This is a genomic window from Pseudomonas sp. B21-012 (assembly GCF_024749305.1).
In the GTDB taxonomy this organism is placed as follows: Bacteria; Pseudomonadota; Gammaproteobacteria; order Pseudomonadales; family Pseudomonadaceae; genus Aquipseudomonas.
This window is the reverse complement of sequence record NZ_CP087197.1, coordinates 630,651-643,881: the sequence shown is the minus strand read 5'-3', so window position 1 is coordinate 643,881 and position 13,231 is coordinate 630,651. Positions and strand designations below refer to the sequence as shown.

Annotated in this window: 11 protein-coding genes; 4 read left to right on the top strand and 7 right to left on the bottom strand. The window is 63.5% G+C overall.

Annotated elements, in window-relative coordinates; translation table 11 throughout:
- Positions 1-18: 18 nt before the first annotated feature.
- The 4 genes from purH (at position 19) to LOY37_RS02840 (ending at position 6,639) form a co-directional block, all read left to right on the top strand.
- Positions 19-1,626 (top strand): bifunctional phosphoribosylaminoimidazolecarboxamide formyltransferase/IMP cyclohydrolase, encoded by a 1,608-nt coding sequence (gene purH, locus LOY37_RS02855; RefSeq protein ID WP_045196998.1) that lies wholly within the window; start codon positions 19-21, stop codon positions 1,624-1,626.
- Positions 1,627-1,794: 168 nt separating this feature from the next.
- Positions 1,795-3,090 carry a phosphoribosylamine--glycine ligase gene (gene purD / locus LOY37_RS02850; protein WP_045196997.1) on the top strand — a complete coding sequence of 432 codons (1,296 nt, stop codon included), beginning with the start codon at positions 1,795-1,797 and terminating at the stop codon, positions 3,088-3,090.
- 135 nt (positions 3,091-3,225) lie between these two features.
- On the top strand, positions 3,226-5,997 hold the full coding sequence (locus tag LOY37_RS02845) for a hybrid sensor histidine kinase/response regulator (protein ID WP_045196995.1): 2,772 nt from the start codon (positions 3,226-3,228) through the stop codon (positions 5,995-5,997).
- Positions 5,998-6,042: 45 nt separating this feature from the next.
- A complete protein-coding gene (locus LOY37_RS02840) occupies positions 6,043-6,639 on the top strand; it encodes a MarC family protein (RefSeq protein ID WP_093376541.1) in 597 nt (198 codons plus the stop codon).
- Here the strand turns inward: LOY37_RS02840 and LOY37_RS02835 are convergent.
- The 7 genes from LOY37_RS02835 to cobG all read right to left on the bottom strand — a co-directional run bounded on the left by LOY37_RS02835 (position 6,636) and on the right by cobG (position 13,194).
- A complete protein-coding gene (locus tag LOY37_RS02835; protein ID WP_258716264.1) occupies positions 6,636-7,262 on the bottom strand; it encodes a hypothetical protein in 627 nt (208 codons plus the stop codon). The two genes, LOY37_RS02840 and LOY37_RS02835, sit on opposite strands and share 4 nt — an antisense overlap.
- On the bottom strand, positions 7,255-7,941 hold the full coding sequence (locus tag LOY37_RS02830; protein WP_258716263.1) for a hypothetical protein: 687 nt from the start codon (positions 7,939-7,941) through the stop codon (positions 7,255-7,257). The genes LOY37_RS02835 and LOY37_RS02830 overlap by 8 nt, the downstream gene beginning before the upstream one ends.
- A 70-nt stretch (positions 7,942-8,011) precedes the next feature.
- A complete protein-coding gene (locus LOY37_RS02825) occupies positions 8,012-8,707 on the bottom strand; it encodes a hypothetical protein (RefSeq protein WP_258716262.1) in 696 nt (231 codons plus the stop codon).
- A 102-nt stretch (positions 8,708-8,809) separates the two neighbouring features.
- Positions 8,810-10,510, bottom strand: coding sequence for a precorrin-3B C(17)-methyltransferase (gene cobJ / locus LOY37_RS02820; protein ID WP_258716261.1), 1,701 nt, complete (start codon positions 10,508-10,510; stop codon positions 8,810-8,812).
- Positions 10,510-11,241, bottom strand: coding sequence for a precorrin-2 C(20)-methyltransferase (locus LOY37_RS02815; RefSeq protein ID WP_258717165.1), 732 nt, complete (start codon positions 11,239-11,241; stop codon positions 10,510-10,512). Before LOY37_RS02815 ends, cobJ begins: the two co-directional genes overlap by 1 nt.
- Positions 11,241-11,867 (bottom strand): precorrin-8X methylmutase, encoded by a 627-nt coding sequence (locus LOY37_RS02810; protein ID WP_123565000.1) that lies wholly within the window; start codon positions 11,865-11,867, stop codon positions 11,241-11,243. The genes LOY37_RS02815 and LOY37_RS02810 overlap by 1 nt, the downstream gene beginning before the upstream one ends.
- Entirely contained in the window at positions 11,860-13,194 is a 1,335-nt protein-coding gene (gene cobG / locus LOY37_RS02805) for a precorrin-3B synthase (protein WP_283817167.1), read from the bottom strand. The genes LOY37_RS02810 and cobG overlap by 8 nt, the downstream gene beginning before the upstream one ends.
- Positions 13,195-13,231: the final 37 nt, after the last annotated feature.

Below are 13,231 nucleotides of genomic sequence, written 5' to 3'. Positions count from 1 at the left end.
CGCGTTATGGAATCTGAAATGACCGACCAGACTACCCGCCTGCCGATCCGCCGCGCCTTGATCAGCGTCTCCGACAAGACCGGGATCCTTGAATTCGCCCGTGAGCTGCAACAGCTCGGCGTCGAGATCCTGTCCACCGGCGGCACCTTCAAGTTGCTCCAGGACAATGGCGTTGCCGCGGTGGAAGTTGCCGATTACACCGGCTTCGCCGAAATGATGGACGGCCGGGTCAAAACCCTGCACCCGAAAATCCACGGCGGCATCCTCGGCCGTCGCGGTACCGACGACGCCATCATGGCCGAGCACGGGATCAAGCCGATCGATCTGGTCGCGGTCAACCTCTACCCGTTCGAAGCCACTATCTCCAAGCCGGGCTGTGACCTGCCGACCGCCATCGAGAACATCGACATCGGCGGCCCGACCATGGTCCGCTCGGCGGCCAAGAACCACAAGGACGTCGCCATCGTGGTCAACGCCAGCGACTACGGCCAGGTCCTGGAAAGCCTCAAGGCCGGTGGGCTGACCTACGCCCAGCGCTTCGACCTGATGCTCAAGGCATTCGAGCACACTGCAGCCTACGACGGCATGATCGCCAACTACATGGGCACCGTGAACCAGGCCGCTGAAACCCTCAGCACCGAAGGTCGCAGCGAATTCCCGCGGACCTTCAACAGCCAGTTCACCAAGGCCCAGGAAATGCGCTACGGCGAGAACCCGCACCAGAGCGCGGCGTTCTATGTCGAGGCCAAGCCGGCCGAAGCCGGCATCGCCACCGCGGTGCAGCTGCAGGGCAAGGAGCTGTCGTACAACAACGTGGCCGATACCGACGCCGCGCTGGAATGCGTGAAGAGCTTCGTCAAGCCGGCCTGCGTCATCGTCAAGCACGCCAACCCGTGCGGCGTGGCGGTCAGCCCCGACGCTGAAGGCGGTATCCGCCAGGCTTACGAGCTGGCGTACGCCACCGATACCGAATCGGCGTTCGGCGGCATCATCGCCTTCAACCGCGAACTGGACGCCGAAACCGCCAAAGCCATCGTCGAGCGCCAGTTCGTCGAAGTGATCATCGCCCCGAGCGTCAGCGACGAAGCCCGCGCCGTGGTGGCGGCCAAGGCCAACGTGCGCCTGCTGGCCTGCGGCGAGTGGTCGGCAGAACGTGCCGCTGCCTGGGACTTCAAGCGCGTCACCGGCGGCCTGCTGGTACAAAGCCGCGACATCGGCATGATCACCGAGGGCGACCTGAAAGTGGTCACCAAGCGTGCGCCGAGCGAGCAAGAAATCCACGACCTGATCTTCGCCTGGAAAGTGGCCAAGTACGTCAAGTCCAACGCCATCGTCTACGCCAAGAACCGCCAGACCATTGGTGTCGGCGCCGGCCAGATGAGCCGCGTCAACTCCGCCCGTATCGCTGCGATCAAAGCCGAGCACGCCGGCCTGCAGGTGCAGGGCGCGGTCATGGCATCGGATGCGTTCTTCCCGTTCCGTGATGGCATCGACAACGCGGCCAAGGTCGGCATCACCGCGGTGATCCAGCCAGGTGGCTCGATGCGCGATGCCGAAGTCATCGCCGCCGCTGACGAAGCCGGCATTGCCATGGTCTTCACCGGCATGCGTCACTTCCGTCACTGAGTGAAGCAGCGACAAGCTCCAAGCTGCAAGCTGCAAGAAAAAGCGCATCGCGTCGCATCCTCTTGCAGTTGCAGCCCCTTAAATTTCAGAGTTGCAAGCTACGCAAATGGCAGCACTGGCTGCTTTTTCTTGTAGCTTGCAGCTTGCAGCTTCTCCGAAGGAGCCTTCATGAATATTCTGATTATCGGTAGCGGCGGTCGTGAACACGCCCTGGCCTGGAAAGTCGCTCAGGACCCACGGGTCGAAAAAGTCTTCGTTGCCCCGGGCAACGCTGGCACCGCCACTGAAGCCAAGTGCGAGAACGTCGACATCGACGTCAGCGCTTTGGAGCAACTGGCCGATTTCGCCGAAAAAAATGTCGCCCTGACCATCGTCGGCCCTGAGGGCCCGCTGGTTGCCGGTGTCGTCGACCTGTTCCGCAGCCGCGGCCTGGACTGCTTCGGTCCAACCAAGGGCGCGGCCCAGCTGGAAGGTTCCAAGGCCTTCACCAAGGACTTCCTGGCGCGCCACAAGATCCCGACTGCCGACTACCAGAACTTCACCGAGATCGAGCCGGCCCTGGCCTACCTGCGGGAAAAAGGCGCACCGATCGTGATCAAGGCCGACGGCCTGGCCGCCGGTAAAGGCGTGATCGTCGCCATGACCCTGGGCGAGGCCGAAGACGCCGTACGCGACATGCTCGCCGGCAACGCCTTTGGTGACGCAGGTTCGCGCGTGGTGATCGAAGAGTTCCTCGACGGCGAGGAAGCCAGCTTCATCGTCATGGTCGACGGCCACAACGTGCTGCCAATGGCTACCAGCCAGGACCACAAGCGCGTCGGCGACGGCGACACCGGCCCCAACACCGGCGGCATGGGCGCCTACTCGCCAGCGCCAGTGGTCACCGCCGACGTGCACCAGCGCGTCATGGACCAGGTGATCTGGCCGACCGTGCGCGGCATGGCCGAGGAAGGCAACGTCTACACCGGCTTCCTCTATGCCGGCCTGATGATCGATAAAGCCGGTAACCCGAAAGTCATCGAGTTCAACTGCCGCTTCGGCGACCCGGAAACCCAGCCGGTCATGCTGCGCCTGGAGTCGAGCCTGGTGCTGCTGATCGAAGCCGCTTTCGCCAAGGCCCTGGACAAGGTCGAAGCGCAGTGGGATCCGCGTCCGAGCCTGGGCGTGGTGCTGGCTGCTGGCGGCTACCCTGGCGACTACAGCAAAGGCGCGGTCATCCACGGCCTGGATGCTGCAGCGCAGATTGAAGGCAAGGTGTTCCACGCCGGTACCGCGCTCAAGGACGGCCAGGTAGTTGCCACTGGCGGCCGCGTACTGTGCGCCACCGCCATGGGCAGCAGCGTCGAGTCGGCCCAGCAACAAGCCTACCGCCTGGCAGCCGAGATCAATTGGGATGGCAGCTTCTACCGCAAGGACATCGGCTACCGTGCCATTGCCCGCGAACGCGGTGAACACCAGGAGTAAACTGGTGCCTGGTGGCAGCGGCGCGACGAGCGCCCTGCCCCCGGCTCGTCGACAGGGCCCGCCATGGGCCTTGCCTTCGGCTTGGCGCGCCGCGCATAGTTACCATCCGGCATTTGGCTAAGAAAGGATTTCGTCTTGCGTTGGCTCAGGATTGCCATTGGTCTTACTGTCAGCTTGCTGACCCTGCTCTGCCTGTTCCCGGCCGTGGCCGAACAGGGCAGTGGTTGGGCGGTATTGCTTGACGACCAGGCCAGCCTGCAATTGAGCGATGTACGTTCCGAACGCTACCGCAACCAGTTCAGCCCCCTCGAACTCAACGAACTCAACGCTGCCACGCCCGACCAGGCGTTGTGGCTGCACTATCGGCTGGAACCCGGACAGCAGGAAAAACTGCTGCGGGTGTTCGCCCCCGACCTGTCACGGCTGGACCTCTACGCCCTGCAAGGCGACCGGCTGATCAAGCAGATCCACAACGGTCGCCAGAGCGACAGCGGCGACCCTTACCTGCGCAGCAGCGACCATGTCCTGGCCCTGCCCAACAGCACGCAACCGCTGGATGTGTACCTGCGCCTGGTGTCGGAACACCAGCTGCGTCCGGCCATCAGCCTCGAGCCTGCCGCCCAGGCCGCCGCCGACCAGCGCCAGCCGCTGTTCTTCGGCCTGTTGTTCGGCTGCCTGCTGATGCTGATGCTGCACAACCTGATCCGCTTCGCTTACTCACGCTCCAGTACCAGCCTGGCCCTGGCGGTCTACCACGCGCTGATGCTGCTCAGCGCACTGATTCTGCTCAACCTCAGCGGCCCCTGGTGGAGCCTCTGGCATTCGGCACAAACACCGGCGGCCTACCTTACTGCCCTGCTGGCATCGCTGGCCGGCCTGACCTTTACCCTGCGCTTCTTCACGCCTTGCGAGCAACCGCGCCTGAGCCGCCTGCTGCAGGGCGAGATGCTGCTGATCGCGCTGTGCGGCCTGTTGCTGTTGTTCGTCGATACCTTGCCGCTGAACCTGATGACCTATGCGCTGATGGCCGTCGGTAGCCTGAGCATGCTGCTGGTGGCCAGCTACCACTGGTACAAGGGGTATGCCCCGGCGCGGCTGTTCGCCCTGGCCATGCTGGCGTTCAACATCGGTTGCCTGGTGGTGTTGCCGGCCCTGCTCGGCCTGACCCGCACGCCGACCCAATGGCTGCTGTTCATTCTCCTCGGGCTCACCAGTTTCAGCGGCCTGCTGCTCAACCTGGCCGTCAGCGAGCGCTTGCGGCGCATCAGCGAAGAGCGCTTCAGCGCCAGCCGCGAACTGGCCGCCAGCAACGCCGAGATCAACGCCAAGGCCGAGTTCCTGGCCAAGATCAGTCACGAGATCCGCACGCCCATGAACGGCGTGCTGGGCATGACCGAGCTGCTGCTCGGCACCCCGCTGTCGGTCAAGCAACGCGACTACGTGCAGACCATCCACAGCGCCGGCAACGAGCTGCTGACCCTGATCAACGAGATTCTCGACATCTCCAAGCTCGAATCCGGGCAGATCGAGCTGGATGACGTGCAGTTCGACCTCAATGCCCTGATCGAGGATTGCCTGAGTATCTTCCGGGCCAAGGCCGAGCAGCAAAACATCGAACTCATCAGCTTCACCCAGCCGCAGGTACCGCGGGTCATCAGTGGCGACCCGACGCGTCTGCGCCAGGCCTTGCTGAGCCTTTTGGAAAACGCCCTGAAGAAAACCGACCAGGGCGAGATCCTGCTGGTGGTCGCCCTCGACCAGCGCGGCGACAGCCCGCGCCTGCGCATTGCCGTGCAGGACAGCGGCGAACCGATCCCGCCGGGCGAGCGCGAAGCGCTGCTGCAGGCAGAGCTGCACAGCAAGCACTTCCTCTCCAGCAACAAGCTCGGCGGCCACCTGGGGCTGGTGATCGCCAAGCAACTGATCACTTTGATGCAGGGCGAGTTCGGCATCAAGACCAGCCACAACATGGGCAACACCCTGTGGATGACCCTGCCGCTCGACCCGCACCGCCTCGAACAGCCACCCACCGACCTCGACGGCCCGCTGCGCGGCGCCCGGGTGCTGGTGGTGGACGACAACGACACCTGCCGCAAGGTCCTGGTCCAGCAGTGCAGCGCCTGGGGCATGAACGTCAGCGCCGTGCCGTCGGGCAAGGAAGCCCTGGCCCTGTTGCGCACCAAGGCGCACCTGCGCGATTACTTCGATGCGGTGCTGCTCGATCAGAACATGCCGGGCATGACCGGCATGCAACTGGCGGCGAAGATCAAGGAAGACCCGAGCCTGAACCACGACATCCTGCTGGTGATGCTCACCGGTATCAGCAACGCGCCAAGCAAGGTCATCGCCCGCAATGCCGGGGTCAAACGCATCCTGGCCAAACCGGTGGCCGGCTACACCCTCAAGACCACCCTGGCCGAAGAGCTGTCCCAGCGCAGCAAGGGCCAGCCGAGTATCCCGGTGCAGACCGGGCTGTCGGCGCCACTGAACCTGCCCAGCGATTTCCGCATCCTGGTGGCCGAGGACAACAACATATCGACCAAGGTGATCCGTGGCATGCTCGGCAAGCTGAGCCTGGAGCCGGACACCGCCAGCAATGGCGAGGAAGCCCTGCAGGCGATGAAGGCCAACCATTACGACCTGGTGTTGATGGACTGCGAAATGCCAGTGCTCGATGGCTTCTCGGCCACCCAGCAACTGCGCATCTGGGAAGTCAGCAACCAGCGCCGGCGCACACCGGTGGTGGCCCTGACCGCGCACATCCTCGCCGAGCACAAGGAACGCGCACGCCTGGCCGGCATGGACGGGCACATGTCCAAGCCGGTGGAACTGTCGCAGTTGCGCGAGCTGATCGAGCATTGGGTGGCGCATCGCGAAGCCGAATCAAGTCAGATTCCAACCCCGTAATTCGCATACACTTGCTCCACATCACCCTTGCCGCGAGCCTCGACCATGCTCCATGAGTTGTTCAGCGTCTACCTGAAAATGCTCGTGCTCTACAGCCCGTTCTTCGTGCTCTCGTGCTTTATCAGCCTGACCCGCGGCTACTCCAGCAAGGAGCGCAAGCAACTGGCCTGGCGCGTGGCAATCGCCGTGTTGATCGCCAGCGTATTGCTATACCTGTTCGGCAGGGTGATCTTCGGCATATTCGGCATCACCGTGGATGCATTTCGCATCGGTGCCGGCAGCGTGCTGTTCATTTCCGCGCTGGGCATGGCCCAGGGCAAGTCGGCGGTGCAGACCGACAACGTGCAGCAGGATGTAACCATCGTGCCGCTGACCATCCCCCTGACCGTCGGCCCTGGCACCATCGGTGCACTGCTGGTAATGGGGATTGGCCAGCCGCACTGGGACGACAAGCTGCTGGCCATCGTCAGTATTGCCATGGCCAGCTTCACCGTCGGCCTGGTGTTGTACCTGTCGAACCGTATCGAGCGGATTCTCGGCGACCAGGGCCTGCAGATTGTCAGCCGTTTGATGGGGTTGTTTGTCTGCGCCCTGGCGGCGCAGATCATCTTTACCGGAATCAAGGGTTACCTGGTGCCCTAGACCAGAAATGTGCCCAGGTTGCGCATACGACCGGCCTGGCGCATTTTTTCCACCTTGGCACGCAGCTTCTGATCGAACAGCGCGACGTTGAAGCGCACCAGCTCGGCCTTGACCTGCCGGGTCTGGCGCTCGCGGAACAGAAAGCCGGCACTCGTCTGCGTAAGCGCCATCGTTTCGTGATACACCACCATGTCTACCTGCCCGGCCTTGCCTGGAGCACAGGGTAGCAATTGAAAAACTCCCGTTTTTTGCACCCGCTGCTCAAAATGCACCAGCGCGTCGCGTGCGCCCCTGAGGGCCTCCAGGGTCCCCCCCATCGATAGTGCCAGTTCACTACCGCCGCTGGCCGCGGCAATGCTGCGCAGAGCCTTGTCGACGATGTTCGGTCGTTCACCGCCGGGCCAGTGCACCTCGCTTGCCTGAAGCGGGTCGTAACCGTAGAACATCAATTGCCGACGGTAATAGTTGAACCAATCGTCGATCAGTCCCTGCTCGTAGGCATCACGGGTAACCATCTCGGCTGCCGATATGGCCAGTAGCACAGAATCGCGCTGCGCAGCGCTAACCTCCGGATGAAACGACAGGATGCTCGAGTCGGCGACCACGCCCGTTAGCTTACTCATGATTATCACCTTCAGGTTGACTGTCGAGCGCCATTACATAGTTGTGCTCCTGCTGCTTGCGCGCCATCAAACTGCGCAGATCGGCGCGCGAAGCCTCGAATAGCTTGCCATCCAACACAGCCGCCCCGCCGTTAATCACAACCTCGTTGCATAACACTTCGCCGGCCAACGACTGCTTGATCCCGGCCACTTCAGGCGCCTGTGCGTGGGTAATGAAGATACTGCACAAGTCGATTACAGGACCGGGGTGTACCAGCCCGATCTCCATGATCAGAACTGCGCCCGTATCGCGTGCCTCGAAAGTAAACCCACCAAAACACTCCAGGCCCTGTGCATCCCGAGTCAGCGCCGCAATCCCTTGATCGATGATTGCACTTGCGCCGGTATATCGGGTTTCCAGCCAGAGTTGCATCGGTTGGATCGCAGAGAGTAGCGAGCAATCCGATGCGGATTTGCTCTCATGATGGAACTTGGTGAAGATCCAGTCGCGTTCAGTCAGGGTGTTGCGATAGCGTTCGTACCACTTCTGGTAATTCGAAAAGCGCGAGCCGGCGAACTTGTTCGCCACCAGTTGCGCATACAACACAGAATCGAGTACTGCCTGGCGTTGATGCGGCAGTACGTCGGGGGCGATAAGCAACAACGAGCCACCATTCACCCATACACAATAGTCTTCCATGATCCCTCCTGGTCCAGTAGAAGCTTGAATGTCGGGATGGCTAAAGCCTCCAGCCATCCCGACCGCCCAATCAGATATCGTGGAGGAGGACACGGCTCTGCTTGTGTTGTTTCAGCTTGTCGATAATGGCATCGCGAATGCTGTGATAGAGCTTGCGGTTCAGCATCAACGCTGCCGCAGCCTCGTAGGTATCAGAAGAGCTGCCTGCCCATTCGAACAAGGCCCAGTCAGCGTCTTTACCCGACTTGCTCGTCTGCACAGCACTTGTCACCAGCACGACGTCGTCGCTTTCGGTCACCAGGCAAGCGGCGAGGCCTGCAGAGGCGGTTTTGCTATTGTCGGTCTTACGTTTGATTATTTGCTGAGCCTCTTCACTAAGGCCAAGCTTTTTCAGCGCCCCGTCAGCCAGCTTGCGCAAGGCCGTACCCGCCGGCCCGCCCAGAACAGCGCTGCCAATTCCGCTTACGGCTTTAGAGGCAATGGCGCCGATCTTGAGCGATTGGGATCCCGACTCAGTTTTTTGGTACTTCTGACGGACTACGACCCAGCCACAGTCCTGCATGACGCTGAGAAACTTCTTGAACCACTCTTCACTCTGGGTATTAGGGTTGAAGAGTTTCCCGGCAACTTCGGAAGAAAACTGATAAGAGTCAATTACATCTTCACGGGTTGGATCTTTGATCTTGCCGGCAATGGCCAACAGCGCGCCTGGAATAGCGATAGCCAGATCGTTAGAGGGCTCTTCTTTTTTAGCGACGTCGTTCATCTCGAATAATCCTTTATATGAAGCCCCGCTCGACATCGGCGGGAACTTCACACTATTCGAGCCACGACCTTCGGTCAGGGCCGAAAGCCTTCCACGCCAGCATCAACCCTGCGTCGTATACCAGCGCGGGGTATAGACCCACTGCCCACCGTCAGCACGGGCAAACTCGCAGGTCGTCGAGGATCCGACCAGCACCATGGTGCGCATATCGACCATGTCCGGTTGCAGCTCACCGAGATTGACTACTTTCAGCGTCTGCCCCGGCCTACCGATGTCGCGTCCAAGGACTACAGGGGTCAGGGCGGTGCGATGCTGGCGGACGATTTCCAGGGCCCGCCCGAGCTGCCACGGCCGCGAGCGCGAGATCGGGTTGTAGAAGGCCAGCGCCAGGTCGGCCTGGCAGGCCAGGTCCAGGCGCTTCTCGATGATCGACCAGGGCTTGAGGTTGTCCGACAGCGACAGCACGCAGAAGTCGTGGCCCAAGGGAGCGCCGGCCTGCGCTGCAGTTGCCAGGGAAGCGGAAACGCCGGGCAGCATTTCCAGCTCCACTGCGTGCCAATCCGGATCGTTCGACTCGTGCAGCGCTTCGAGCACCGCCGCGGCCATGGCGAACACACCAGGGTCGCCCGAAGACACCACCACTACCGAACGCCCTTGCGCCGCCAGCTCGAAGGCATGCCGGGCACGCTGCATCTCTTCGCGGTTGTCGGTGCAATGCAGCACCTGATCGGCACGGAACGGCCCGGCCATGCGCACATAGGTTTCATAGCCGAGCACATCGTTGGCTCGCGCAAGCTCGGCCTTGACCGCCGGCACCATCAGGTCGGCAGCGCCAGGGCCGAGACCGATCACCGCCAGGCGACCGCGGGCGCGGCCGATCTGCTGCGGGTCGATCGGCTGGTTCGAGACCACGATGGCCAGGCCATCGCTCACCGACTGCGGTGGCAGCAATTGCGGCAGTGCCTGAGCGGCCAGGGCGCTGGCATCACCAGCGCCTGGGGCAAAGCGCAGGGCCACACCCAGCTCGGCAGCAGCCGCGTGCAGGGCCGGGTTGGCCATGTGCGGCTCTGCGGCCAGCAGGCAAGCCAGCGCCGGCTCGGCAATGCGCGCCGCCTGCAGAGCAGCGCGAATGGCCTGGGCCAGTTCCGGCAGCACCTCGCTGACAGCCACCATGACACAACGCGGATAGATCACCAGCTCATTGGCCGAGGCTTCACGGGCGTCACAACCGACATGGATCGCCAGTTGCGCCTGCTCGCTTTGCGGCAGCTGCGCCTGTTCAAGCCAGGGCGCAGCGCCGTCGATACGCACGCTTTCGCCGGCCAGCAGGTCGGAGACGAAACGCTTGCCCAGCTCAAGGTCGGCCAGGGCATAACCGCTGGGCGGGTTGAGCAGGCAGGTACCGAAACGCAGCTCGCCACTGGTGGTGATCGCCGCCGCCACGCCCAGGCCGGCGCCGATTTCCCGGGCCATGCGATTGACCCCGCCGAGCCCGCCGAGCAGCGGCACCACAGCGCTGCCATCCTCGGCCACCGCCAGCACCGGCGGCTCGGCGCCCTTCTCCAGCAACAGGCCAGCCAGGGTGCGGATGACGATACCGGCAGCGCACAGGGCGATGATCGGTGTGTCGTGCTGATAGAGCTGGCGCACGGTGGCGCCGAATTCCTGGTAACTGCGGTCGGCGCCTTCGACCCGGCCCTCAAGGCCATGGATCAATGCGTCCGGGTACAGCTGCTGGATCTTGCGGGCAGTGGCCAGGCTGCCGTTGCCAAGGATGACAATGGCCGGGGCTTTACGGGTCATCAACCTTGCCACCTTTCACCGGGTACGATGATCAGCGAGAAGTACGGTGAGGACTGCGGGTCGACCTGGTCCAGGGCGACGATCTTCTGGTTGGCCATGGTTGCCCGCTCCACATACAGGGCACGCTCGGCCAGGCCGAGCTCGGCCAGCACATCGCGAACCTTGGGGAAGTTACGCCCAAGTTTCATGATCACCGCGGCATCGGCATCGGCCAGGCGGCGCTTGAGTTCGTCATGCGCCAGCACGCCGGAGAGCACCGACAGACTCTGGTTGCGATACACCAGCGGCGCACCGAGCACCGAGGCGCCGCCGAGCATCGAGCAGACCCCCGGGATCACCTGCGCATCGTAGCGCTCGGCGAGGCGGTCGTGCAGGTACATGTAGGAGCCGTAGAAGAACGGATCGCCTTCGCAGATCACCGCCACATCGCGGCCGGCATCCAGGTGCGCGGCAACCTCGAGGCTGGCGGCATCGTAAAAGTCGCTGATGACCTGTTCATAAGACAACGGCGCCGGCAGCACCTCGGTGGTCACCGGGTACACCAGCGGCAGCAAGGTCTGGGCTTCCTGCAGATGGCTTTCGATGATGCCGAAGGCGTTGCCGCGCTTGCCCTTGGCGACAAAGTAGGCCACCACCGGCGACTCGCGCAGCAAACGCAGCGCCTTGACGGTAATCAGTTCTGGATCGCCGGGGCCAACGCCCAGGCCCAGCAAACGTCCACGAGCCTGCATCATTCGACCTCCGTGGCCAGGGCATTGACCGCGGCGGCGGCCATGGCGCTGCCGCCCAGGCGCCCTTGCATGATCACGAACGGCACGCCACGGCTGTCGGCAGCGAGCATCGCCTTGGACTCGGCGGCGCCAACAAAGCCCACCGGGAAGCCGAGAATCAACGCCGGTTTAGGCGCGCCAGCGTCGAGCATTTCCAGCAGGTAGAACAGCGCGGTCGGCGCGTTGCCGATAACTACCACGCTGCCTTCCAGGTGCGGCCGCCACAGCTCCAGGGCCACCGCCGAGCGGGTGTTGCCCAGCTCGCGGGCAAGTTCCGGCACCTGCTCGTCGCGCAGGGTGCAGATCACCGGGTTGTTGGCTGGCAGGCGTGCACGGGTAATACCCTCGGACACCATCCGCGCATCGCAGAGGATCGGCGCGCCGGCGGCCAGGGCATCACGCCCGGCCTTGCCGGCACCCGGGGAGAACTGCAGGCCATCGATTGCATCGACCATGCCGCAGGCGTGTATCACGCGGACCGCAAGCTTTTCCAGATCGGCCGGGATGCGATCGAGCCGGGCTTCCTCTCGAATGATCGCGAAGGAATTGCGATAGATCTCCTGACCATCGCGGATGTAATCAATCATCAAGGGTGCTCCGTGAGCAGGCGTCTAGCAGTGCGCCGGCTTCTTTTAGTGTGAGGTTGCGTGCGCGCAGGCGGCCGAAGCCAGGCTCGGTTGCGTCACGCAGGTACAAGTCGTAGTGGCCGGGGCTTTGCGCCAGCAAGGTGGCGGGCGCCACGTGGGCCATGGCGCACGAGCGCAGGCAGCCGCTCAAGTGCACGCTGGCCGGTGCTCCGGGCGCCAGCATGGTGGCCAGCAGGCGCGCATCGCCCTTGGTTTCGGCCTGGCCTTTGGCGCAGCCGGCGCAACCGGTGCAGGCGACCAGGCGCGCCAGTCGATCATGGGTCGAGACCAGCAGCCCCAATCGGGCCAGGCCGTCGACCACCTGCCCGGCATGATGGTGGCCAATGTTGGGCAGCAGCACGCCCTGCCAAGGGGTCATGCGCAAGGTGCCGTCGCCCTGCTCCCGTGCCAGCCGGGCCGCAGCGCGCAGCATCGAAGGGTTCAGACGCCCCAGGGGCGCTGCCGAACCGACGGCGCTCAGGCCGTGTTGCAGCTGTGGATAAATCCCCAGATAGCCCGCCGTTACCGGCGAGCGACGCCACTGGCAAACCGCCGCATCCGCCCGCACCGGCAAAACCAGCCCGGCGATAAACGCCTCGGGCGTATGTTCGCTGAGCAACTGGCGCATCCGCGTCTGCTCTGGCCGGGCCAGATCGAGAAAGCGCTTGAGTACCGCCAGTACCAGTTCGTGCCCGCGCGTCAGGGGTACAGCACCCAACGGCGCATCCGCGGCCGGGCAACCGGCAAGGCCGAATGCCAGCCACAGTTCGTCGTCAAGCTTCAGCGGGCTGAGCCACAGGTCATGGGGGTGTTCAAGCATCGCCAGGGCCTCGCCGCCATCCAGCTGCACGGCGAACTTGGCCGAGAGCTGATGAAAACGCGGGGTGGTTTCCAGCGACTGCAGCACCTGCTGCGCCAAAGGCCGGGTATCGAACAGCATCTGCCGATCAAGGCCGGCGACGGGACTGAGCATCAGGTTGCGCACATCGTCGCCGGCGGCCTCGCGCGGGCCCAGGCCTGCGGCCAGCAGCCCTTCGATCAGCCCGGCGTGGTCGCCGCCGATGCCGCGAATCTGCAGGTTGCCACGGTTGGTGACTTCGATTTCACCACCGGCATAACGCTCGGCCGCAGCGGCCACGGCCTCGGCCTGAGCCGCCGTCAGCGCCCCGCCGGCCAGCTTGATCCGGCAGATGCCGCCGTCCAGCGCCTGGACGATGCGCCACAACCCCGGACAGGCCGAGGGACGCAGCGAAGCTTGGGGCTGGTGGGCCGATACAGGCTGGTTCAAAAGGTCACCCGGCAATCGTGAAAAGGCACTTCAGTGT

Excerpts from the sequence above, each read along its gene's own strand:
- cobJ (WP_258716261.1), bottom strand. The coding sequence starts at position 10,510 with ATGACCCGTAAAGCCCCGGCCATTGTCATCCTTGGCAACGGCAGCCTG.
- LOY37_RS02825 (WP_258716262.1), bottom strand. The coding sequence starts at position 8,707 with ATGAACGACGTCGCTAAAAAAGAAGAGCCCTCTAACGATCTGGCTATC.
- purH (WP_045196998.1), top strand. The coding sequence starts at position 19 with ATGACCGACCAGACTACCCGCCTGCCGATCCGCCGCGCCTTGATCAGC.
- LOY37_RS02835 (WP_258716264.1), bottom strand. The coding sequence starts at position 7,262 with ATGAGTAAGCTAACGGGCGTGGTCGCCGACTCGAGCATCCTGTCGTTT.
- LOY37_RS02810 (WP_123565000.1), bottom strand. The coding sequence starts at position 11,867 with ATGATTGATTACATCCGCGATGGTCAGGAGATCTATCGCAATTCCTTC.
- LOY37_RS02815 (WP_258717165.1), bottom strand. The coding sequence starts at position 11,241 with ATGCAGGCTCGTGGACGTTTGCTGGGCCTGGGCGTTGGCCCCGGCGAT.
- LOY37_RS02840 (WP_093376541.1), top strand. The coding sequence starts at position 6,043 with ATGCTCCATGAGTTGTTCAGCGTCTACCTGAAAATGCTCGTGCTCTAC.
- LOY37_RS02830 (WP_258716263.1), bottom strand. The coding sequence starts at position 7,941 with ATGGAAGACTATTGTGTATGGGTGAATGGTGGCTCGTTGTTGCTTATC.
- purD (WP_045196997.1), top strand. The coding sequence starts at position 1,795 with ATGAATATTCTGATTATCGGTAGCGGCGGTCGTGAACACGCCCTGGCC.